This is a genomic window from Streptomyces sp. NPDC058637 (assembly GCF_042717325.1).
Taxonomy (GTDB): Bacteria; Actinomycetota; Actinomycetes; order Streptomycetales; family Streptomycetaceae; genus Streptomyces.
The window spans coordinates 37,572-63,705 of sequence record NZ_JBHXRD010000028.1; the positions used below are offsets into that span (position 1 = coordinate 37,572).

A 26,134-nucleotide genomic window follows, 5' to 3' on the forward strand; every position below is an offset into this window, starting at 1 on the left:
GGGAGAGAAAAGAGCTACTCAATCAAATGAATGGCGAGGCTATAGGTCGTTGTCAACGTTGTCAACCAAGCCCTTCCGGAAGTTACTTCCTGTTCATGATGCCTGGCGGGACGGCTTTCCCGGTCGATTGATTTACCGGAAAGTGAAGAAAAGAATCGGGCCGCGACGCGCATGAAACCGGTCACGTTTCCCGTATCGCGCCTGCCCGTTCGGGCACTCCGTCCGGCCGCCCCCTGTACCGGCTCCCGGGCCCTGGGGGCCGTAGGGGTATCAAGCGCCACCGTCCCCTACCTAGCCTCCGTCAACGGAGGGGGAAGCGGACCGGGATCCCGTCCGGAGACAGTCCGCAGGACCGAGGCCCACTTTCGATCCCGATCGGATGGCGCGCTGGTGAACAACGAAGAGCAGCTGCTCGACTACCTCAGGCGTACGACGGCGGATCTGCGCGAGGCACGACGCCGGCTGCGCGAGAACGAACAACGCGCACACGGCCCGGTGGCCATCGTCGGGATCGGCTGCCGCTACCCGGGCGGTGTCTCTTCGCCCGAGGACCTGTGGAACCTGGTGGCGACGGGAACCGACGCCGTGTCGGAGTTCCCCGGCGACCGCGGCTGGGACGTGGACACCCTGTACGACCCCGACCCGGACCGGCCCGGGACGACCTACGCACGCACGGGCGGCTTCCTGCACGACGCCGCCGACTTCGACTACGACTTCTTCGGCATCGGCCCCCGTGAGGCCCTCGCCATGGACCCGCAGCAACGCCTGCTGCTGGAGACGTCCTTCGAGGCCTTCGAGCGGGCAGGCATCGTCCCGGCATCCCTGCGCGGGAGCCGCACCGGCGTCTTCGCCGGTGTGATGTACAACGACTACGCCACCCGCCTCGACACCGTCCCCGACGACCTCGACGGCTACCTCGCCAACGGCAGCGCAGCGAGTATCGCCTCCGGGCGCATCGCCTACACCTTCGGCCTGGAGGGCCCGGTCGTCACCGTCGACACCGCCTGTTCCTCCTCGCTGGTCGCCCTGCACTGGGCGGTGCGCGCGCTGCAGGCGGGCGAGTGCTCCCTCGCGCTGGCGGGCGGGGTCACCGTGATGTCCACCCCCGAGACGTTCGTCGACTTCAGCAGGCAGCGCGGCCTCGCCCCCGACGGCCGGTGCAAGGCCTTCTCGACCGCCGCCGACGGCACCGGCTGGGGCGAGGGTGTCGGCATGCTGCTCGTTGAACGTCTGGCCGACGCCCGGCGTAACGGACATCCGGTGCTCGCCGTGGTCCGTGGCAGCGCCGTCAACTCCGACGGCGCCAGCAGCCGGCTGACCGCGCCCAACGGCCCCTCCCAGCAACGGGTCATCCGCCAGGCACTGGTCGGCGCCGGACTCACCGCCGCCGACGTCGACGTGGTCGAGGCGCACGGCACCGGAACCTCACTCGGCGACCCGATCGAGGCACAGGCGCTGCTGGCGACGTACGGCCGCGAGCACCCCGCCGACCGGCCGTTGCTGCTGGGCTCCGTCAAGTCCAACCTCGGTCACACCCAGGCCGCCGCAGGCGTCGCCGGGGTCGTCAAGATGGTCATGGCCATGCGCAACGGGGAGGTGCCGCCCACCCTCCATGTCGACGCCCCCACGGACCAGGTGGACTGGGACGCGGGAGCCGTCGAACTGGCCCTGGAGCGGTGCCCCTGGCCCGACACCGGCGGTCCGCGCCGCGCGGCCGTCTCCTCCTTCGGCATCAGCGGCACCAACGCCCACGTCGTGCTGGAACAGGCCCCCCTCGAAGAAGGACCTGCGGCCGCCCCCGGCACCCAGGAGACACCCACCGCCGCGGTGGCCGAACCCCGTGCGAGCGTTCCCGCCGCCACGCCCGTGCCCTGGATCGTCACCGGCCGGAGCTCCGAGGCACTCACCGGCCAGATCGCCCGCCTGCGCGATCACCTCACCGGACACGACGACGCCGCTCCGGCGGACATCGCGCTGTCGTTGGCCACCACCCGCACCCACTTCGCGTACCGAGCCGTCGCCGTCGGCAGCGACACCGGCGCACTGCTCGACGCCCTGGCCGCCGCGAGCCCGCTCACCCCGGTCGGCGGCAGGACGGCGTTCCTGTTCACCGGGCAGGGAAGCCAACGCCCCGGCATGGGCCGCGCCCTGCACCGCGCCTACCCGGTCTACGCCGAGGCGTTCGACGCGGTGTGCGCGCTCGCCGACCCCCGTCTGGAGCGCCCGCTCGGCGAGGTGATCGACGGTGACTCCACGCTGCTCACCCGCACCGATTACGCGCAGATCGCGATCTTCGCCACCGAGGTGGCCATGTACCGGCTGCTGGAGTCCTGGGGCGCGGTGCCGGACCACCTGGCCGGTCACTCCGTCGGTGAACTGGCGGCCGCCCACGTCGCCGGGGTGTTCTCGCTGCCGGACGCGGTCTCCCTCGTCCTCGCCCGCGGCGGCCTGATGGCCTCCCTCCCGGCCGGCGGTGCCATGGCCGCGCTGCGGGCGACCGAGGAGGAGGTCGCCCCGTACCTCGACGGGCGGGTCGGCCTCGCCGCCGTCAACGGCCCCCGCTCCGTGGTGGTCTCGGGAACCGAGGAGGCCGTCGACGCACTCGCCGCCCGCTTCGGAGGCGGCAAGCGGCTCAAGGTCTCCCACGCCTTCCACTCGCCGCTGATGAACCCGATGCTGGAAGCCTTCGCCGAGGCCGCCTCCCGGTGCGACTACCAGGAGCCCCGGATCCCGGTGGTCTCCGCCCTCTCCGGCGCCCTCGCCGGCCCCGGCGAGCTCACCACCCCCGGCTACTGGGTGGACCATGTCCGCCGCACCGTCCGTTTCGCCCCCGCTCTCGACACCCTGCACGACCTGGGCGTCCGGGCGTTTCTCGAGGTCGGCCCGGACGCGGCGCTGACCGCCCTGGCAGCCGAGTGCCTCCCCCCGGACAGCGTGTGTCTGCCCGTCATGCGCCGCGACGGTGACGAACCGCACGGATTCGTCAGCGCGATCGCCCGGCTCCACGCCGCCGGGGGGACCGTCGACTGGGAGGCGTTCCACGCCCCGCACCACGCCCGGGTCGCCGACCTCCCCACCTACGCCTTCCGGCGGACCCGCCTGTGGCTCGAGGCCGCAGCGGGCGGCACCGGCGACGCCGACGGGCTCGGACAGCAGGCCACCGGCCATCCGTTGCTGACCGCCGCGACCGAACTGCCCGACACCCAGGGCGCGGTCCTCACCGGGCGGCTGTCCCTGTCCTCCCACCCCTGGCTCGGCGACCACGCCGTCCACGGCACCGTTCTGCTGCCCGGCACCGCCTTCGTCGAGATGGCGCTGCGGGCCGCCGCGCAGACCGGCTGCGACACCGTCGGGGAACTCACCCTGCACGCCCCCCTCACCCTGCCGGAACACGGCTCCGTTGCCGTACAGGTCGCCGTCGGCGCGGAACGGGACGGCCGCCGCGAACTCACCGTCTGGTCCCGCCGCACCGACACCCCGGACACCCCGTGGACCCGTAACGCCGGGGGTGTCCTGACCACGGCGCCCACCGACGGGGCGCCGCCCGCCGACCCCGCCACCTGGCCCCCCGCCGGCGCGGAACCCGTCGGCCTGGACGGGCTCTACACCCAACTGGCCCGCACCGGATACGGCTACGGCGAGGTCTTCCAGGGCCTGCGCGCCATGTGGCGCCGGGGCGCAGAGCTGTACGCCGAAGCCGCCCTGCCGGAGGGGGCACGCACCACCGCCGGCGCGTTCGGCATCCACCCGGCCCTGCTGGACGCCGCCCTGCACGTCAACCTGCTGGACCTGGCCGGCGGACAGGCCGTTCTGCCCTTCGCCTGGAGCGGCGTCACCCTGCACCGGGCGGGCACCGACCGCCTGCGCCTGCGCCTGTCCCCGGCCGGGAACGACTCCGTACGCCTCGACCTGGCCGACGGGGACGGCACACCCGTCGCCACCGTCCGCGGCCTCGTGGCCCGCCCCGTCACGGCCGACCAGCTCACCGCGGACGCCGACGACCCCCTGTACCGGGTCGACCTCGTCCCGGCCCCGGGCACGGCGCACCCGGTCCCGTCCGCCCTGGCCGTGTGCGGCGCCGACGCCGGCCTCGACGTGCCCCGGCACCGCGACCTCGCCGCACTGGCGGACGCGGGCGATGTGCCCGGCACGGTCGTCCTGGCCGTACCCGCCGACCCCGCCGCCGGCACCGGCCTGCCGGAGCGGGCACGGGACCTGGTCGGCACCACCCTGGACACCCTGCGCCACTGGCTCGACGACGAACGCTTCACCGGCCGCCGGCTCGCCGTACTGCTGCGCGGCGACCAGCTCGCGCACAGCCCGCTGTTCGGCCTGGTGCGCGCCGCGGCGGCAGAGAACCCCGGCCGCTTCCTGCTGATCGGCACCGACGGCAGCGCCGCGCCGGACTCCGCCCTCGCCACCGCGCTGGCCTCCGACGAGCCGGAGATCGCCGTACGGGACGGCGAGGTACGCGTGCCGCGCCTGGCCCGCGCCAAGCCCGGCGGCCCCCTCGCCTGGGACCCTGACGGCACCGTGCTCATCACCGGCGGCACCGGGGGCCTGGGCGCCCTGATCGCCCGCCACCTGGTCACCGAGCACGGCGTACGCCGCCTGCTGCTGGCCGGCCGGCGCGGCGCGGACGCCCCCGGCGCGGCCGGCCTCCGTGACGAACTCGCCGCGCTCGGTGCCGAGGTCACCCTCGCCCGTTGCGACGTCGCGGACCGCGCCGACCTCGCCGCACTGCTCGGCCGGCACCCGGTCCGCGCTGTGGTGCACGCCGCCGGCGTCGTCGACAACGGGGTCCTGGCCACGCTCGACGCCGACCGCGTCGAACGGGTCCTGCGGCCCAAGGTGGACGCCGCCTGGCACCTGCACGACCTGACGCGGGAGTCGGACCTGTCCGCCTTCGTCCTGCTGTCCTCCACCGCGGGTCTGCTCGTCGGCGGCGGCCAGGCCAACTACGCGGCCGCCAACACCTTTCTCGACGGCCTCGCGGTCCACCGCCGCTCCCTCGGCCTGCCCGCCGTCTCGCTGGCCTACGGCCTGTGGGCATCGGGCGGCGGCATGAGCGCGGGCATCGAATCGGCCGACCTGGAGCGGCTGCGCCGCCTCGGCCTGCCGCCCCTGGCCCCCGCCCAGGCACTGCGCATGTTCGACGCGGCCCTCGGTGCCGAGGACGCCCTCGTGGTTCCCGTCCGGCTGGACGGGGCGGCCGTACGGGCCAGGCCGGACGGCGTCCCCGCGCTGCTGCGCGGACTCGTCCGCCCCGCGGCCCGAAGGCCCGGCGCCGACACCGCGGACGGTCCCTCGTCCGTCTCCTGGGGCGAGCGGCTCGCCGCCCTGCCCGACACCGAACGCGACCGTGTCCTGCTGGACCTGGTCCGTACCCATGTCGCCGGTGTGCTCGGGCACCCCTCACCGCAGTCGGTGGACCCCGGACGCGCCTTCCAGGAGATGGGCTTCGACTCGCTCGCCGCCGTCGAGCTGCGGAACCTCCTCGCGGGCGCGACCGGCCTCACCCTCCCGGCGACACTGGTCTTCGACCAGCCCTCGCCCCGCACACTCGCCGCCCACCTCAAGACCGCACTCGTCCCAGGACCGGCCGACCTCGCCCGGTCCGCCCTGGCCGACGTGGACCGGCTCGAGGCCGCCCTGCTCGGCCTGCCCGACCAGGACAGCAGCCACGCCCGCGTCACCGCGCGCCTCGAAGCACTGCTCCGTGGCTGGCAGGACGCCCGCGGCGGTGGCGCCGCGCCCGCGTCGCCGCAGGACTTCGGCGAGGCCAGCGACGCAGAACTCTTCGCGACGATCGACAACGAACTGGGAGCCCTGTGATGGAAGACCCGGCAACGGCCGACAAGCTCCGCGACTACCTGAAGCGGGCCACGACCGAGCTGGAGCGCAGCCGGCGCCGCGTACGGGAGCTGGAGGAGCAGGACCACGAACCCGTCGCCATCATCGGTATGGGCTGCCGCTACCCCGGCGGGATACGCACCCCCGAGGACCTGTGGCGCATCGTCGACGAGGGCGTCGACGTCGTCTCCGACTTCCCCACCGACCGTGGCTGGGACGTCGACGCCCTCTACGACCCCGAACCCGGGGCCCCGGGCAAGTCCTATGTGCGCCACGGCGGTTTCCTGCACGACGCCGCCGAGTGCGACCCCGCCTTCTTCGGCATCAGCCCCAAGGACGCGCCCGGCACCGACCCCCAGCAGCGCATGCTGCTGGAGGTCACCTGGGAGGCCTTCGAGCGGGCCGGCATCGACCCCACGGCCGTGAAGGGCACGCAGACCGGTGTCTTCGTCGGCCTGATGCACCACGACTACCTCGGCGGCACCATCTCCGGCAGCATCGTCTCCGGCCGGATCGCCTACACCCTCGGACTGGAGGGTCCGGCGGTCACGATGGACACCGCCTGCTCCTCCTCGCTGGTCGCCCTCCACTCCGCGATCCAGTCGCTGCGCAAGGGCGAATGCTCCCTCGCGCTGGCGGGCGGAGCCGCTGTCATGGCCAGCCCCGAGATGTTCGTCGAGTTCAGCGAGCGCCGCGCGCTGTCGCCCGACGGCCGCTGCCACTCCTTCTCCGACGACGCCGCCGGCGCCGCCTGGGCCGAGGGCGCGGGCATGCTCCTCGTCGAGCGGCTGTCCGACGCCCGCCGCAACGGCCACCCGGTGCTCGCCGTCGTCCGAGGCAGCGCCGTCAACCAGGACGGTGCCTCCAACGGCCTCACCGCGCCCAGCGGGCCGGCCCAGGTACGTGTCATCCGGCAGGCGCTCGCCGACGCCCAGCTGGCCCCGCACCACATCGACGCGGTGGAGGCCCACGGCACCGGCACCACGCTCGGCGATCCCATCGAGGCCCAGGCCGTCATCGCCGCCTACGGGCAGGACCGCCCCGAGGGCCGGCCGCTGTGGCTGGGCTCCATCAAGTCCAACATGGGCCACGCCCAGGCCGCCGCCGGAGTCGGCGCCGTCATCAAGATGGTCATGGCGATGCGCCACGGCACCCTCCCCAGGACGCTGCACGTCGGCACCCCCAGCACCGCTGTCGACTGGAACGCCGGAGACGTCGAACTCCTCACCGAACCCCGCCCCTGGGACGGTGACGGCCGGCCGCGCCGCGCCGCCGTCTCCTCCTTCGGCATCTCCGGCACCAACGCGCACACCGTCCTGGAGGAGGCCCCGCCCGCCGAGACGGGCGAGAGCACCCCCGACCGCGCCGGACTGCCCGTCGTACCCTGGCTGCTCTCCGGCAAGGGCGCCGACGCCGTGCAGCGGCAGGCGGAACGGCTGCTGGCGGTCGCCGGAGACCTCGACCCGTACGACGTGGGGCACTCGCTGGCCACCACCCGCTCCCTGTTCAGCCACCGCGCCGCCGTGACCGGACGTGACCGGGACGAACTGCTGGCCGCCCTGCGCGAGGTCGCCGCGGGCACCCGCACGCCCGTCGTGGCCCCCGAACCCGGCCGCCTCGCCGTGCTCTTCTCCGGCCAGGGCTCGCAGCGCCCCGGCATGGGCCGCACCCTGCACGCCGCCTTCCCGGTGTTCGCCGCCGCCTTCGACGAGATCTGCGCCGCGTTCGACACGCATCTCGACCGGCCGCTGGCCGACGTCATGTTCGACGAGGACGCCGACGGCGCCGACGCGCCGCTGCACCGCACCGTCTACACCCAGGCGGCGCTGTTCACCTTCGAGACCGCCCTCTACCGGCTGCTGGAGCACTGGGGCGTCCGTCCCGACCTGCTCGCCGGACACTCCATCGGCGAGATCGTCGCGGCCCATGTCGCCGGCGTGCTCGATCTGAAGGACGCGGTCACCCTGGTCGCTGCCCGGGGCCGTCTCATGCAGGACCTGCCGGCCGGGGGAGCGATGGTGTCCCTGCGCGCCCCCGAGGCCGACGTCACCGCGCTCCTCACCGGCGGTGTCGACATCGCCGCCGTCAACGGCCCGCGCTCCGTCGTGGTCTCCGGCGACGAGGAGGCCGTCCTCGCCGTCGCCGCCAGGGCGGGGAAGAGCACCCGGCTGAAGGTGTCGCACGCCTTCCACTCGCACCGCATGGACCCGATGCTCGAATCCTTCCGCGAGGTCCTGGCCGGCCTCACCTTCCACGAGCCCGCGCTCCCGGTCGTCTCGAACGTCACCGGCCGGATCGCCGACGACCTGGCCGGCGCCGACTACTGGGTGCGGCACGTCCGCGAGGCCGTCCGCTTCCACGACGGGGTCACCACACTCGCCGCCGAGGGTGCCACCCGCTTCCTGGAGATCGGTCCCGACTCCGTGCTCAGCACCATGGCGCAGGACGTGGTCCCCGACGCCATCGGCACCCAGCGCCGCGACCGTGCCGAGGACGCCGCCCTCGTCGACGCCCTCTGCCGCCTCCACCTCACCGGCACCGGGCCCGACTGGCGCACGGTCTTCACCGGCGGCCGCACCGTCGACCTGCCGACCTATCCGTTCCGGCGGGACCGGCACTGGGAGGACGCCCCCATCCTGCAGGCCGAGCGTCAGGCCGCGGCCGGCTCCGGCGGCGACGCCGGCGACCCGTTCTGGGACCTGGTGCGCGAGCAGGACGTGAGCGCCGTCGCCGCCACCCTCGGTCTCGACGACGAGCGATCCGTCGCCGCCGTCGTGCCCGCCCTCGCCACCTGGCACGGGCGGCGACAGGCGTCCGCCGCGGCGGACGGACTGCGCTACCGCGTCACCTGGGAACCGCTGGCGCCTTCCGCCACCCCGGCGCTCGGCGGGACCTGGCTGGCCGTCGTCCCCGAGTCCGTCGCCGACGCGCCGTGGGCCACCGGCCTGATCAGGGGCCTGGCCGGCCACGGGCTGAACGTCGACACCCTGACCGTGCAGGACACCGCCGACCGTGCCGCACTGGCCGCCGCACTCACCGGCCGGGGCACGGCCGACGGCATCCTGTATCTGTCCGCCCCGGCGACACGGCCCGACGCCCTCGCCGCCCTCGTCCAGGCCCTCGGGGACACCGGCGCCGACGCCCCGCTGTGGTGTGCCACCCGGGACGCCGTCGCACACGGCGCCGGAGCCACCGTCACCGGCTTCGCCCAGGCCGCCCTGTGGGGCCTCGGCAGGGTCGCCGCCCTGGAGCACCCCGATCGGTGGGGCGGCCTCGTCGACCTGCCCGCCGAGGTCGGTCCGCGGACCGTGGCCCGCCTCGCCGGGCTGCTCGGCGACGCTGGAGGCGAGGACCAGGTCGTGATCCGGGAATCCGGCGCCTACGGACGCCGGCTGGAGCGTGCCCCGGCCCGCGCGGGCACCCCCTGGCAGCCGTCCGGCACCGTGCTGGTCACCGGCGCCACCGGCGCGGTCGGCGCAGCCGTCACCCGCCGGCTCGCCGCCGAGGGCGCCGAACACCTGCTGCTCGCCTCCCGCCGCGGTCCGGACGCGCCCGGCGCCGCCGACCTGGTCCGTGAACTCACCGCCACCGGTACCGGCGTCACCCTGACCGCCTGCGACGTCGCCGACCGGTCGGCACTGGCCGGCCTGCTGGACTCCGTACCGGCGCAGCACCCCCTGACGGCCGTCGTGCACCTGGCCGGCGCCCTCGACGACGGCGTCCTGGACGCCCTGGACGCAGGCCGGTTCGCCCGCGTCCTCGGCCCCAAGGCGGACGCCGCCCGTCATCTGCACGAACTGACGGCCGGCCTCGGCCTCTCGGCGTTCGTGCTGTTCTCCTCCCTGACCGCCACCGTCGGCGGCGCCGGCCAGGCCAACTACGCCGCCGCCAACGCCTACCTGGACGCCCTGGCCGAACACCGGAACGCGGCCGGACTCCCCGCCACCTCCGTGGCCTGGGGACCCTGGGGCGGCGACGGCATGGCGGCGCACGACACGGTGCGCTCCTCGGCCCGTGCGATGGGCATGTCCCTGCTCGACCCGGACACCGCCCTCACCGCGCTGCGCCGCGCCCTGGACGGCGGCGACACCACGGTCACCGTCGCCGACGTCGACTGGTCGGTGTTCGCCCCCGCGTTCACCGCGACACGGCCCAGCCCGCTCTTCTCCGCACTCCCGGAGGCCCGGCGCACCGCCGGGACGGACGGCGCGAACGCGACCGACGGCTTCGCGGAGAAGCTCGCGGGACTCACCGGAGGGGAACGCGAGCGCGCCCTGCAGGACCTGGTCTGCGGCCAGGCGGCCACCGTCCTCGGATACGGCGACGCCGGAGCCGTCGAACCGACCAGCGCCTTCCGCGACCTGGGCTTCGACTCGCTCACCTCGGTCGACCTGCGCAACCGGATCAGCGGCGCCGCCGGGGTGCCGCTGCCCGCCACACTCATCTTCGACTACGCCACCCCAGCCGCCCTCGCCAAGTACCTGGGCACCGAACTCGCCGGCGCGGACACCTCCGTGGACGCCGTGGTCGCCGAATTCGAACGGGTCGCCGCCCGGCTCGGCGACCTCACCGCCGAGGACCTGGAACGGAGCAGGGTCACCACCCGCCTGCAGACCCTGCTCAACGACCTGGACAAAACCCTCGGCCAGGATGCGGCAGCCGTCACCGGCCGCCTGGAAGAAGCCTCCGCCGACGACGTCTTCGCGTTCATCGACAACGAACTCGGCTCGGCGTGACCCCGCACTCCCACGACACCCCGGCCTGCCCGCGGCCCACCTCTTCGCACAGGAGTGGCGACACCCGATGACCAACGACGAAAAGCTGCTCTCCTACCTCAAGCGGGTCTCCGCCGATCTGCACCAGACCCGCCAGCGGCTGCGCGAGGTGGAGACGCAGGACCGGGAACCCGTCGCCATCGTCGGAATGAGCTGCCGCTTCCCCGGCGGGGTCACCACCCCCGAGGAGTTCTGGCGGCTGGTCCACGAGGGCACCGACGCCATCGGGGACTTCCCCGGTGACCGCGGCTGGGACGTCGACGCGCTGTACGACCCGGACCCGGACGCCACAGGGAAGACGTACTCCACGCGCGGCGGCTTCCTGCGCGACGCCGCGGGGTTCGAGCCGGACTTCTTCGGCATAAGCCCGCGGGAGGCCGTCGCGATGGACCCCCAGCAGCGCTTGCTGCTGGAGGTGTCGTGGGAGGCGCTGGAACGCGCCCGTATCGCCCCCGACTCGGTGCACGGCGCCCGGGTCGGGGTGTTCGCCGGCACCAACGGCCAGGACTACCGGGACCTGCTGGCCCGGATGCCGCAGGACTCCGAGGCGGCGCTCGGCACCGGCGCCCTGGCAGCCGTGATCTCCGGCCGGATCTCCTACGCCCTCGGGCTGGAGGGCCCGGCCGTCACCATCGACACCGCCTGCTCGTCGGCGCTCGTGGCGGTGCACCTCGCCGTCCAGGCCCTGCGCGGCAAGGAGTGCACCCTCGCCCTGGCGGGCGGCGCCACGGTCATGTCCACCCCCAACTCGTTCGTCGCCTTCTCCCGCCAGAGGGGCCTCGCCCCTGACGGCCGGTGCAAGTCCTTCGCGGACTCGGCCGACGGCACCGGCTGGGGCGAGGGCGTGGGCATGCTGCTGCTGGAGCGGCTGAGCGACGCCCGCCGCAACGGCCACGAGGTCCTCGCCGTCATCCGGGGCTCGGCCGTCAACCAGGACGGCGCCTCCAACGGCCTGACCGCCCCCAACGGCCCGTCCCAGCAGCGGGTCGTGCGCGCCGCGCTGGCGGGCGCGCAACTCACCGCGGCCGATGTCGACCTGCTGGAGGCGCACGGCACCGGCACCACGCTCGGTGACCCCATCGAGGCGCAGGCCCTGCTCGCCACCTACGGGCAGGACCGGCCGCAGGACGCACCGCTGTGGCTGGGATCGGTGAAGTCCAACATCGGCCACACCCAGGCCGCCGCGGGCGTCGCAGGCATCATCAAGGTCGTCATGGCGATGCGGCACGGCGTGCTGCCGCGGAGCCTGCACGCCGAGGAGCCGTCCGCCAAGGTCGACTGGAGCCAGGGCAACGTCCGCCTGCTCACCGCCAACCGCCCCTGGACGGATCCCGGGCGCCCGCGTCGGGCCGCGGTCTCCTCCTTCGGCGCCAGCGGAACCAACGCCCACACCATCCTGGAAGAGGCGCCCGCGGACGAACCCGCGGAGGAACCCGCGCCGCGCACCGCGCCGCCGCTGGTGCCGTGGGTGCTCTCCGGCCGCAGCGAGCGGGCCCTGCGCGAGCAGGCCGCCCGCCTGGCCGCGGCCGTGACCGACGCCGATCCCGTGGACGTGGCGCACTCGCTGGCCGTCACCCGCACCGCCCATCCGTACCGGGCCGTGGTCCTCGGCGCCGACCGGGACACACTGCTCGACGCCGTGACCCGGGTCGCCGAGGGCGGCCGGGCCACCGCGCTCGGCCGCGTCCGCAAGGGGCAGACCGCCTTCCTGTTCACCGGCCAGGGCTCCCAGCGCCCCGGCATGGGCCGCGAACTGGGCGCCCACTTCCCGGTTTTCGCCCGGTCCTTCGACGAGATCTGCGAGCTGTCCGGCGACGGCGGCCTGCGGGAGCTGGTCCTCGGCGACGATCCCGAGCCGCTGAACCGTACCGGCCGTACCCAGACCGCGCTGTTCGCCTTCGAGGTGGCGCTGTACCGGCTGGTGGAGTCCTGGGGCCTTGCGCCCGACTACCTCGCGGGCCACTCCATCGGCGAGATCGCCGCCGCCCACGTCGCGGGCGTACTGGACCTGGCGGACGCCACCACGCTGGTGGCCGCGCGCGGCCGGCTCATGCAGGCACTCCGCGAGGGCGGGGCCATGATCGCCCTGCGCGCCTCCGAGGAGGCTGTCCGCCCCCTGCTCACCTCTGGGGTCGACGTCGCCGCCGTCAACGGGCCGGACTCCGTCGTGATCTCCGGCGACGCCGCCGAGGCCGAGGCGGTCGCCGCGCACTTCGAGAAGAGCCGCCGGCTGACGGTGTCGCACGCATTCCACTCGCCGCTGATGGAACCGATGCTGGCCGAGTTCCGGTCGGTGGTGTCGTCTCTGACCTTCCGGCGGGCGACCGTGCCCCTGGTGTCCGGCGTCACGGGCCGGCTCGCCACCCAGGAGATCAGCACCCCCGGGTACTGGGTCCGGCACGCGCGCGAGGCCGTCCGCTTCCACGACGGTATCCGCACCCTCGCCGCCGAGGGCGTGACCCGGTTCCTGGAGATCGGCCCCGACGCGGTACTGACCGCCATGGCCCGCGAGTGCCTGGCCGCCACGGAGGACGAGACCGCCGGCGACGGCGCCGTCCTGGCCGCCGCCACCCGCCGCGGACGGGACGAGACCGAGACCCTGCTCACCGCCTTGGCCCAGCTGCACGCCGGCGGCGCCGGACCGCGTTGGGAGGCGCTGTTCACCGGGGCCCGCACCGTCGACCTGCCCACCACGGCCTTCCAGCGCGAGCGGTTCTGGCCCGAGACGGCCGCCCCGGCCGGCGACGTCGGCTCCGTCGGACTGGACTCCGCCGACCACCCGTTGCTCGGTGCCGCCACCGTACTCGCCCACTCCGACGGCGCGGTCCTGACCGGCCGGCTGTCCGTGCGCACCCACCCCTGGCTCGCCGACCACGCCGTCGGCGGCTCCGTCGTCGTGCCCGGCACCGCCATGGTGGAACTCGCGGTCCGCGCAGGCGACCAGGTCGGCTGCGGCCGGCTGGAGGAACTGGCCCTGGAGGTACCGCTGGTGCTGCCGCCCGCCGACGGCGTCCGTGTCCAGGTCGCCGTAGGCACCCCCGACCCGGCCGGGGCCCGCACGGTCCAGATCTACGCGCGCGCCGAGAGCACGCCCGCCGACGGACCCTGGACCCTGCACGCCTCCGGTCTGCTCACCGACGGCACACCGCCCCCCGGCGCCCGGCTGGACGTCTGGCCGCCGCAGGACGCCGAGGAGCTCGACCTCACCGGCCTGTACGAGCGGCACGCCGCCGCAGGCCTGGACTACGGGCCCGCCTTCCGCGCCCTGACCGCCGCCTGGCGGGACGGAGACGCGGTCCTCGCCGAGGTGCGCCTTCCGGAGGGGCCTGCCGCGGACGCCCCCCGCTTCGGCCTCCATCCCGCCGCCTTCGACGCCGCCCTGCACTCCCTGGCCCTGCTCGGCGACGGCTCCGGAGACGACACCGCCCGGCTGCCGTTCATGTTCGCCGGCGTCACCCTGCACGCCGTGGGCGCCTCGGTCCTGCGGGCCCGCATGACGCCCACCGGCGACCACACCTTCGCCGTCGACCTGGCCGACGCCACGGGTGCCCCCGTCGCCACCGTCGACTCGCTGGCCTCCCGTCCGCTGACCCGGCTGACGACCGGGCAGGACATCGCGGGCGCGGCCCTGTTCGCCCTCGACTGGCAGCCGCTGGCGCTCGACACCGACGCCCCCGCCGCCGACCACCGCCTGCTGGAGATCCCGTCCGGCTCCGATGCCGAGGCGGTACGCGCGGCGCTCCACACCGCCCTCACCGCCCTCCAGGACGACGACCCCCGGCCGCTGGCCGTCGTCACCCGGGGCGCCGTCTCCACCGGCGGTGAGGACGTGCCCGGCCTGGCCGGCGCCGCAGTGTGGGGACTGGCGCGCTCCGCGCAGTCGGAGAACCCCGGCCGGTGCGTCCTGCTCGACCTCGAACCCGGCACCGACCCCGGCACCCTGCTGCCCGCCGTTCTCGCCTCCGGCGAACCGCAGGTCGCCGTCCGCTCCGGCGCCGCCCGCGCGGCCCGGCTGGTACGCGCCGAGCCGCTCGACGACGCGGCGGCCCCAGTCCTCGACCCGGAGGGCACCGTGCTGCTGACCGGTGCCACCGGCGGGCTCGGCCCCGTACTCGCCCGGCATCTGGTCACCGCCCACGGCGTACGCCACCTCGCCCTGGTCAGCCGCCGCGGCCACGCCGACGAACTGGTCGCCGAACTCGCCGCGCTCGGCGCGAACGCCACCGCGCACGCCTGCGACGTCGCCGACCGCGACGCCCTCGCCACCCTCCTCGACGGCATCGGACAGGACCGTCCGCTCACCGCGGTCGTGCACGCCGCGGGTGTCCTCGACGACGGAGTGGTGTCCTCCCTGACGCCCGAGCGCCTCGACGCCGTCCTCGCCCCCAAGGCACTCGGCGCCCTGCACCTGCACGAACTGACCCGGGATCACGGCCTCTCCGCGTTCGTGCTGTTCTCCTCCGTCGCCGGCACCGTCGGCGCGCCCGGACAGGGCAACTACGCCGCCGCCAACGCCTTCCTCGACGCGCTCGCCTCGCACCGCAGCGCGAACGGATCGCCCGCCCTCGCCCTGGCCTGGGGGCCCTGGGCCCCGACCGGCGGCATGACCGGCGCCCTGGACGAGGCCGACCTCGCCCGCATGTCCCGCGGCGGCATGATCCCCCTGTCCGCCGAGGAGGGCACCGCCCTCTTCGACCGGGCACTGCGCATCGGCCGCCCCGTGCTGGCCCCCGTACGGCTCGACCTGTCCGCGCTGCGCGCCCAGGGGGGCGAACTCGCCCCCGTTCTGCGTGCCCTGGCCGGGCGCCCGGCACGCCGGGAGGCCGCCACCGAGGGCACCGGGTCCGGTTTCGCGGAGCGCATGGCCGCCCTCGGCGGGACGGAGCGGGCGGAGGCGCTGCTGCAGACCGTCCGCGCCCATGTGGCCGCCGTACTCGGACACGCCGGACCGTACGCCGTGGAGACCGACCGGGCCTTCAAGGAACTCGGCTTCGACTCGCTCGCCGCGATCGAACTGCGCAACTCCCTGTCCGCCGAGACGGGGCAGCGGCTGCCCGCCACCCTCGTCTTCGACCACCCCTCGCCCGAGGCGCTCGCCCTCCACCTCGGCACCCTGGTCGCCGGATCCGGCGGCGCGGTACGCCGCACCCGCCGCACCGGGCGCGTCCGCGCCGACGAGCCGCTGGCGATCGTCGGCATGGCCTGCCGCTACCCGGGCGGCGTACGCACGCCGCAGGACCTCTGGCGGCTGGTCGCCGACGGGACGGACGCCATCGCCCCGTTCCCCGCCAACCGTGGCTGGGACGTCGACCGCGTCGTCGACCCCACGCGGCAGCGCCCTGACACCTCCTACGTCGGCGAGGGCGGGTTCCTCTACGACGCGGGCGAGTTCGACGCGGCGTTCTTCGGCATCAGCCCCAAGGAGGCGCTCGTCACCGACCCGCAGCAGCGGCTGCTGCTTGAGGCCTCCTGGGAGGCCCTGGAGCACGCCGGCATCGACCCGCACTCCCTCAAGGGCAGCCCGACGGGCGTGTTCGCGGGTGTGCAGTACCACGACTACTTCGGCAGCTTCGGCTCCGGCAGCATCATCTCCGGCCGGGTCGCCTACACCCTCGGCCTGGAGGGCCCCTCGCTGTCCGTCGACACCGCCTGCTCCTCGTCGCTGGTGGCGCTGCACCTGGCCGGGCAGTCACTGCGCCAGGGCGAGTCCTCACTCGCGCTGGTCGGCGGCGTCGCCGTCATGGCCACGCCGGAGACCTTCATCGAGTTCAGCCGGCAGGGCGCCCTCGCCCCCGACGCCCGCACCCGCGCGTTCGCCGACGCGGCAGGCGGCACCGTGTGGGGTGAGGGAGTCGGCGTCCTCGTGGTCGAGCGTCTCTCGGACGCCCGCCGCAACGGCCACCCGGTCCTCGCGGTCGTCCGAGGCACCGCCGTCAACCAGGACGGTGCCTCCAACGGCCTGACCGCGCCCAACGGCCCGTCCCAGGAACGCGTCATACTCCAGGCCCTGGAGAACGCCCGCCTCACCACCGCCGACGTCGACGTGGTGGAGGCGCACGGGACCGGAACGACCCTCGGCGACCCGATCGAGGCGCAGGCCCTGCTGGCCACCTACGGGCAGGACCGGCCCGAGGACCGGCCGCTGTGGCTGGGGTCGGTCAAGTCCAACATCGGGCACACCCAGGCCGCGGCCGGTGTCGCCGGTGTGATCAAGATGGTCATGGCGATGCGGCACGGCAGCCTGCCCAGGACCCTGCACGTCGACGAGCCGTCCGGCAAGGTCGACTGGGAGGCGGGGCAGGTGCGCCTGCTGACCGAGGAGCGGTCCTGGCCCAAGACGGGCCGACCGCGCCGCGCCGGGGTGTCGTCCTTCGGGATCAGCGGTACCAACGCCCACGTCATCCTCGAACAGGTCCCCTCGGCCCCGGAGTCCGCCGCGGCGCCGGACGACGGCGTCACCCCGGGGACACCGGTCCCGTGGCTGTTGTCGGCGAAGTCGCCTGCAGCGCTCGCCGGACAGGCCGCCGCGCTGCTGGGCCACCTCGACGCGCACCCCGAACTCGGCCCCGACGAGATCGGCTGGTCGCTGGCCACCGGCCGCGCGCACTTCGCGCACCGTGCCGCCGTCACCGGCAGCGACCCCGCCGAACTGCGCGCGGCTCTCACCGCGCTGGCCGAAGGCGGTACGGCCCGTAACCTCGCCGAGGGCACCACCACCGGCCGGGCCCGGCCCGTCTTCGTCTTCCCCGGCCAGGGCTCGCAGTGGTCCGGCATGGCCACGGAACTCCTCGACGCATCACCTGTGTTCGCGGCCCGCATGGCCGAGTGCGCCGCCGCCCTGGGACCCTACGTCGACTGGGACTTCGCCACCGAGCTGCGCGGCGGGCTCGACCGGGTCGACGTCGTCCAGCCCCTGCTGTGGGCGGTGATGGTGTCCCTGGCGCACACCTGGAGCGGTTACGGCGTCACCCCGGCTGCGGTCATCGGCCACTCCCAGGGCGAGATCGCCGCCGCCTGCGCGGTCGGGGCGCTCTCCCTGGAGGACGGCGCGCGCGTGGTCGCCCTGCGCTCCCAGGCCATCGCCGAGCTGTTGTCCGGCTCCGGCGGCATGATGTCCGTGGGCGAGGGCGCCGACACGGTCCGCGCCCGGCTCGCCGCCTGGGACGGCCGGCTGTCGGTCGCCGCGGTCAACGGCACCGCCTCCACGGTCGTCTCCGGGGACTCCGACGCCCTCGACGAATTCATCGTCGGGCTGCGCGCCGAGAAGGTCCGCGCCAAGCGGCTGCCCGTGGACTACGCCTCCCACAGCGCCCACGTGGAGTCCCTGCGCGAACGCCTCGCCGAGGACCTGGCCGGCATCGAGTCGCGCAGCACCGACGTGCCGTTCTACTCCACCGTCACCGGTGCCCCGATCGACACGGCCGAACTCGGAGCCGACTACTGGTACACCAACCTCCGCAGTACCGTGCTGTTCGAGCAGGCGGTGCGCGGCGCCGTCGCCGGCGGACACACCCTGTTCGTGGAGTCCAGCCCGCACCCGGTGCTGACCGTCGGTATCCAGGAGACCGACGACGCGGTCGTCGCGGTCGGCTCGCTGCGCCGCGACGAAGGCGGCCGGGACCGGCTGCTCGTCGCCCTGGGCGAGGCTTTCACCCACGGCGCCGGCGTCGACTGGGCCGCGGTCGCCGAAGGCCGCCGCACCCGCCTGGTCCCCCTGCCCGCGTACGCCTTCCAGCGCGAGTGGTACTGGCTCGACAGCACCACCACCGGCGCCGACGTCACGGCCGCCGGACTGGCGGCCACCGACCACTCCCTGCTCGGCGCCGCCATGGCACGGGCCGGCAGCGAGGAGGCCGTCCTCACCGGCCGGCTCTCGGCGAGCACGCACCCCTGGCTGAACGACCACCGGGTCGGGGGCCGGCTGCTGTTCCCCGGCACCGGACACCTCGAACTCGCCCTGCGCGCGGGCGACCAGGTCGGCTGCGGCGACCTGGTCGAACTCACCCTCCACGCCCCACTGGTCCTGCCCGACCACGGAGCCGTCCAGCTCCAGGCCGTCGTCGGCCCGCCCGACGGCTCGACCCGCCCGCTCACCCTGTGGTCCCGTCCCGAGAGCGCGGACGAGGAACTGCCCTGGACCCGGCACGCCGACGGGCTGCTCGCTCCGACCGGATCCCTCCCGGCCGTCGTGGAACCCCTCACGTCCTGGCCGCCGCGCGATGCCGAACCGATTCCTCTCGACGGCCTCTACGACGAACTCGCCGCCCTCGGACTCGGTTACGGGCCGCTGTTCCAGGGCCTGCGCGCCGCCTGGCGCACCAAGGACGCCGTGTACGCCGAGGTGGCGACCGACGCGCCGGTCGACGGCTTCGGACTGCACCCGGCCCTCTCCGACGCCGCCCTGCACACCGTCGGCCTCACCGACGCCGCCGGTGACCGGGCGCTGCTGCCGTTCGCATGGTCCGGGGTTCGACTGCACGCAAGCGGGGCCACCGCGCTGCGCGTGAAGGTCCGCTCCACCGGCGAGGGCACCGTCGCCCTCACCCTCGCCGACCCGGCCGGCGCCGCCGTCGCCACGGTCGACTCCCTCACCCTGCGCCCGTTGCGCACCGACCTGGTGGACGCGGCAGCCAGGACCCCCCGGTCCGGCGCGCTGCACCGCGTCGACTGGATCCCCGCACCTGCCCCGGCGGTGACCGCGCACACCTCGCAGGACGGAGAGGTGCTGCGCGCCCCCGCGGGCGTCGGCGCCGCCGAGACGCGCGAGGCCGTAGCCACCGTCCTCGACGAGCTGCGCGACCGGCTCGCCGACGACCAGGGCGGCGACAGCGCTCTCGTCGTCCTCACCGGGCCCGATCCGGCCGGCGCCGCGGTAGGCGGGCTGGTCCGCTCGGCCCAGTCCGAGAACCCCGGCCGCATCGTCCTGGTCGAGAGCGGGACGGACCCCGGCCCGGACCGTCTCGCCGAGGCCGTCGCGAGCGGCGAACCGCACCTCGCGCTGCGCGACGGCACCTGGTACGTGCCGCGGCTGGCCCGTGTCCCGGACACGCGCACCGACGCCGCAGCCGAGGCCGTCGCCCCGGACGCCGGCACCGGTGCCGGGGTCGGCCTGGGATCCGGCACCGTCCTGCTCACCGGCGCGACCGGCGCCCTCGGCGGGATCATCGCCCGCCATCTGGCCGGCCGCCTCGGCGTGCGCAGCCTGCTGCTGCTCAGCAGGAGCGGCGCCGACGACGGCCTGATCACCGAGCTGACCGAGCTGGGCGCCGAGGTCACCGGCGTCGCCTGCGACGCAGCCGACCGCGAGGCCCTCGCCGGGGTGCTGGCCGGGATCCCCGCCGACCGGCCGCTGACCGCAGTGATCCACGCGGCCGGCGTCCTCGCCGACGGCGTGCTCGCCTCCCTCACCCCCGAACGTGTCGACACGGTCTTCCGGCCCAAGGTCGACGCCGCCTGGAACCTGCACGAACTCACCGCGGACCTCGGCCTGTCGGCGTTCGTGCTCTTCTCCTCCTCGGCCGCCACCCTCGGCTCCCCGGGCCAGGGCAACTACGCCGCCGCCAACGCCTACCTCGACGCCCTAGCCGCCCACCGGCACTCCCTCGGCCTGCCCGCGCACTCCCTGGCCTGGGGCCTGTGGGCCCAGGCGAGCGGCATGACCGGAACCCTCGACGAATCCGACCGGGCACGCATCGCCCGCGGCGGTGTCGCCCCGCTGCCGACCGAGGAAGGACTCGCCCTGTTCGACGCCGCCCTGCGCGGCACCGAACCCATCGTCCTCCCGGTCAGGCTGGACATCGCGGCGCTGCGCGGCCAGGCGGATGCCCTGGCCCCGCTCTTCCGCGGCCTGGTACCCGTACGCCGCGCCACCGCCGGTCAGGCGGCCGCGGGCGGCGCCGACTCGCTGCGCGACCGGCTCGCCGGACTGCTGGAGCCGGAGCGCGAACCGTTCCTCACCGAACTCGTGCAGAGCCGGGTCGCCACCATCCTCGGGTACCGCTCCGCCCAGGACGTCGGCCGCACGCTGCCCTTCCGGGAACTCGGCTTCGACTCACTGGCCGCGGTCGAACTGCGCAACGGGCTCGCCGCCGCGACCGGACTGCGCCTGCCCGCCACCCTGGTCTTCGACCACCCGACCCCGGCGGAACTCGCCCGGTACCTTCTGGGCGAACTGACCGGCGCACTCGACCGGGCGGCGCCCGCCACCCCGGCACGGGCCGCCGCCGACGAGCCCATCGCGATCGTCGGCATGGGCTGCCGCTTCCCCGGCGACATCTCCTCCCCGGAGGACCTGTGGCGCCTCGTGGCCGAAGGCCGCGACGCCGTGGGGGAGTTCCCCGCGGACCGCGGCTGGGACGTCGAGACCCTCCACGACCCGACCCTGGACCGGCCGGGCACCAGCTACACCCGGCACGGCGCCTTCCTTTACGGAGCGGCCGACTTCGACCCGGCCTTCTTCGCCATGGACGAGGAGGAAGCCCTCGTCACCGACCCCCAGCAGCGGCTGCTGCTGGAGACCTCCTGGGAAGCCCTGGAGCGGGCCTCCATCGACCCGGCCACCCTGCGCGGATCGGACACCGGTGTCTTCGCGGGTGTCATGTACCACGACTACTTCGGCAGCTTCGGCTCCGGCAGCGTCGTTTCCGGCCGGGTCGCCTACACCCTGGGCCTGGAGGGGCCGACCCTGTCCGTCGACACCGCCTGCTCCTCCTCGCTGGTGGCCCTGCACCTGGCCGCCCAGGCGCTGCGCCAGGGCGAGTGCTCCCTGGCCCTCGCCGGGGGAGTGACCGTCATGGCCACCCCCGGCACGTTCGTGGAGTTCAGCCGGCACCGCGGCCTCTCCGGTGACGGCCGCTGCCGCCCCTTCGCCGACGCCGCAGACGGCACCGGGTTCGGCGAGGGAGCCGGCGTGCTGCTGCTGGAGCGGCTCGGTGACGCCCGCCGCAACGGCCGGACGATCCTCGCCGTGCTCCGAGGCACCGCCGTCAACCAGGACGGTGCCTCCAACGGCATCACCGCCCCCAACGGCCCCGCCCAGCAGCGCGTCATCCGCCGCGCCCTGGAGGCGGCGGGCGTCGGCGCGGCCGACGTCGACGTGGTCGAGGCCCACGGCACCGGCACCACCCTCGGCGACCCCATCGAGGCCCAGGCCCTGATCGCCACCTACGGCGCGGAGCACACCGAGGAACGCCCGCTGTGGCTCGGCTCGGTCAAGTCCAACCTGGGCCACACCCAGGCCGCCGCCGGTGTCGCCGGCGTCATCAAGATGGTCCAGGCGATCCACCACGAGACCCTGCCGGCCAGCCTCGGCATCGACCAGCCCTCGCGGCACGTGGAGTGGGAGGGCGGCAACGTCCGGCCGCTGACCGAGTCCCTGCCGTGGCCGGACCCGGGCCGGCCACGCCGCGCGGGCATCTCCTCCTTCGGGATCTCCGGCACCAACGCCCACGTGATCGTGGAGGCGCCGCCCGCCACGCCGCCCGCCCCCGCCGCGCCGCCCGCCGGGCCCGCGGTGGGCGTCGTGCCGTGGCTGCTGTCCGGCCACACGCCCCAGGCGCTGCGGGCCCAGGCCGGCCGGCTCCTGGACCACCTGACCGGCCACCCGGACGCCGACCCGCACCGGATCGCCGGCGCCCTCGCCCACGCCCGTACCGCACTCGGCCACCGAGCCGCCGTCGTCGGGCACACCGACGAGGACCTGACCGCCGGGCTGCGGGCGCTGGCCGAGGGCCGCACACCTCCCGTCGGCACGGCCGGCCCGGCGACCGACGGCAAGCTGGCCCTGCTCTTCTCCGGCCAGGGCTCCCAACTGCCCGGCATGGGTGCCCGGCTCACCGCGGCGTTCCCCGCTTTCGCCGCCGCCTTCGACGAGGTCCGCACGCACCTGGACCCGCTGCTGGACCGGCCGCTCGGCGACGTACTCGGCTCCGCCGAACTGCTGGAGCGCACCGAGTACACCCAGCCGGCCCTGTTCGCCTTCGAGGTGGCCCTGTTCCGGCTGCTGGAGTCGTTCGGCGTCAGGCCCGACATCCTCGCGGGCCACTCCGTCGGCGAGTTCGCCGCCGCCCACGTGGCGGGCGTCCTCGGCCTCCAGGACGCCTGCCGGCTCGTCGCCGCCCGGGGCCGACTGATGCAGGCCCTCCCCACCGGCGGCGTCATGATCGCCGTACGCGCGGCGGAGGACGAGGTCACGCCGCTGCTCGGGGAAGGGGTCGGCCTCGCCGCCGTCAACGGACCCGGGTCCGTGGTGGTCTCCGGCCCGGCCGGCCCGGCCCGCGCCCTCGCCGCCCACTTCGACCGGAGCAAGGAACTGGCCGTCAGCCACGCCTTCCACTCGGCCCTGATGGAACCGATGCTCCAGGAGTTCCGCGAGGTCGCCGAGTCGCTGTCGTACGGGCCGCTGCGCATCCCGCTGGTGTCCACCCTCACCGGCGCCCCAGCGGCCGCCGACGAACTGTCCACCCCGGAGTACTGGGTGCGGCACGCCCGCGAGGCGGTCCGCTTCGCCGACGCCGTGTCCGCCCTGCACCACGCGGGCGCCCGGCACTTCGCCGAGGTCGGCCCCGGCAGCGCGCTCACCGCCGCCGCCGGTGACTGCCTGCCCGAGGACACGGCCGCCGTCGTCGCGCTCCAGCGCAAGGACCGTGAGGAGACCGAGGCACTGGTCACCGGGCTTGCCGCGCTGCACGTGCACGGCGTCACCGTCGACTGGACGGACCTGCTGCCCCACCGCGACGGCTCGGACCTGCCCACCTACGCCTTCCAGCGCGACCGTTACTGGATGACCGGCAACCCGGGGCAGCCCGGGCCCGCAGTCGGCCATCCGCTGCTGGGCGCCGCGGTCGAACGTGCCGACGCGGACGCGGCCCTGCACACCGGCCGGCTCTCGCTCTCCGCCCAGCCGTGGCTGGCCGACCATGCCGTCGGCGGTGTGCCGCTCCTGCCGGGCACGGCGTTCGTCGAGATGGCCCTCGCCGCCGGTGCCGGACTGGACTGCCCCGTGGTGGAGGAACTGACCATCGCCGAACCGCTGGTGCTGCCCGCGCACGGCAGCGTCCGCCTCCAGTGCACCGTCGGCGAACCGGACGCCGGCGGCGTCCGGGCTTTCACCGTGTACGCCGCGACGGCCGACGACGACCCGTGGACCACCCACGCCACCGGTGCGCTGCGCCCCGCGGACCCGGCACCCGCCCACGACCTGACGTCCTGGCCGCCGTCCGGCGCCGAACCCGTCGACCTGGACGACGTCTACGGACGGCTCGCCGCGCTGGGCGCCGAGTACGGACCCCGCTTCCAGGGCCTGCGCGCGGCCTGGCGCCTCGGCGACGAGGTGTACGCCGAGGTCGCCGTAGACACCGACGGCGTCGCGTTCGGACTGCACCCGGCGCTGCTCGACTCCGCGCTGCACGCCATCGGACTGCGCGCCGGAGCCCCGGAGCACATGGCGCTGCCGTTCGCCTGGAACGGCGTCGAACTGCACGCCACGGGAGCGACCGCCCTGCGCGTGCGGATCGCGCCGCTGGACTCCGGCGCCGTACGCATCGACGCCGCCGACGCCGACGGCCGGCCGGTGGCCCGGGTCGCGTCGCTGACGTTGCGGGAGGTCGACCCCGCGCGGATCGCCGCGGCGGCCGCCGGTGGGCACGAGGACCTGTTCGCCCTGGACTGGGTGCCCGTCACCGTGCCCACCGCCCCCCAGGCCGGCCGGTGGGCCGTCCTCGGATCCGGCCACGACGAACTGGCCGCCGCGCTCACCGGGGAGGTAGCCGAGGTCACGACCGTCACCGGGATGCCGGAGGCAGCCGCCCAGGCGCCCGACACCCTGGTCGTCCCGCACCCCGGCGGACGGGGCCCCGAGGAGATCCGGGCCGGGGCCCGGCGGCTGCTCGCCGTGGTCCGCGACTGGCTGGCCGACGAGCGGTTCGCCGGCACCGGCCTGGTCGTCACCACCCGGGGGGCCGCCGGCCCCGATGCCGCTGCGGTCACCGACCCCGGTGCCGCCGCCGCGTGGGGCCTGATCCGCTCGGCCCAGTCCGAGCACCCCGACCGGGTCGTCCTCGCCGACCTCGACGACACCGACGCATCCCGCCGCCTGCTGCCCTCCGCCGTCGCCTCAGGCGAACCCCAACTGGTGCTCCGCAAGGGAACGGTGGCCGCCCCCCGGCTCATCCGCGCCCCGCGCCGGGACGGGCACACCCCGGCCGACTGGACGGGCACCGTGCTGATCACCGGCGGAACCGGCGCTCTCGGCCGGGAGGTGGCCCGCCACCTCGTCACCCGACACGGTGCCACGCGGCTTGTCCTGCTCAGCCGAGCCGGAGCCGACGCCCCCGGCGCCGCGGAACTGCGGGAGGAACTGACCGCCCTCGGCGCGCGGATCACCCTCGTCGCCTGCGACGCCTCCGACCGCGCCGCCCTCGCCCGAGTCCTGGACGACCACCCCGTCACCGCGGTGGTGCACACCGCCGGTGTCCTCGCCGACGCCGTCCTCACCTCCCTCACGCCCCGGCAACTGGACACGGTGCTGCGGCCCAAGCTGGACGCCGCCCTGCATCTGCACGAACTCACCGCGGACCGTCCGCTGACCGCGTTCGTGCTGTTCTCGTCCGCGGCCGGACTGTTCGGCAGCCCGGGCCAGGCCGCCTACGCCGCGGGCAACGCCTTCCTCGACGCCCTCGCCACGCACCGGCGCTCCCTGGGGCTGCCGGCCGTCTCGCTCGCCTGGGGCGCCTGGGCGGGCGGCGGAGGCATGGCCGACCGTCTCAGGGACACCGACACGCGGCGCATGGCATCCGGGGGAGTGCTCCCCCTGGACACGTCGGCGGGTCTGGAGCTGTTCGACACCGCGGTGGGACGCGAGGAGCCGGTCCTGCTGCCGGCCCGCCTGGACCTGGGTGCCCCGCGGGACGCCGGCCGTATCGCCCCGCTGCTGCGCGGCCTGGTGCGCGCGTCCCGACGCACCGGTGCCACCGCGTCCGTGGCCTCGGCGGCGCTCCGCCGCGACCTGGCCGCCCGCACGCCGGAGGAACGGACCGCGCTGCTGCTCGAACTGGTGCGGGAGGAGGCCCGGCAGGTGCTCGGGACCGAGGAGTTCGAGGCTGAGCTGCCCTTCAAGGACCTCGGCTTCGACTCACTGACCGCCGTCGAGTTCCGCAACCGGCTCAACGAGGCGACCGGGCTGCGGCTGTCCGCCACGCTCGTCTTCGACCACCCGAGTCCGGCCGCCCTCACCGACCACCTCGCCGCGGAGCTGACGCCGGCAGCCGCCGACGGCCCGCGCGAGGAGGACACCGTCCGCGCCGCCCTGGCCGCCCTCCCGGTGGCCAGGCTCCGCGAAGCCGGACTGCTGGACAGCCTGCTCGAACTCGCCGGGCTGCGGCCCGCGCGGGAGCAGTCCGCGAACGAAGCGCCCAGCCGCCCAGCGATCGACGCGATGGACGCCGAGAGCCTGATCACCCTGGCGCTCGACGACCTCGTCGGCGACGACGACGCCCCGTGAGAAGGAA

Annotated in this window: 3 protein-coding genes; all 3 read left to right on the plus strand. The window is 75.1% G+C overall.

Going from position 1 to position 26,134, the window contains the following annotated elements:
• Positions 1-390 precede the first annotated feature (390 nt).
• The gene (locus tag ACFWVP_RS25580) at positions 391-5,835 is read left to right on the plus strand and encodes an SDR family NAD(P)-dependent oxidoreductase (protein ID WP_384500049.1); all 5,445 of its coding nucleotides are present in this window, start codon (positions 391-393) and stop codon (positions 5,833-5,835) included.
• Positions 5,832-10,589 (plus strand): type I polyketide synthase, encoded by a 4,758-nt coding sequence (locus ACFWVP_RS25585; RefSeq protein WP_384500050.1) that lies wholly within the window; start codon positions 5,832-5,834, stop codon positions 10,587-10,589. The genes ACFWVP_RS25580 and ACFWVP_RS25585 overlap by 4 nt, the downstream gene beginning before the upstream one ends.
• A gap of 67 nt (positions 10,590-10,656) precedes the next feature.
• The gene (locus ACFWVP_RS25590) at positions 10,657-26,127 is read left to right on the plus strand and encodes an SDR family NAD(P)-dependent oxidoreductase (protein WP_384500051.1); all 15,471 of its coding nucleotides are present in this window, start codon (positions 10,657-10,659) and stop codon (positions 26,125-26,127) included.
• The last annotated feature ends 7 nt before the right edge of the window (positions 26,128-26,134 follow it).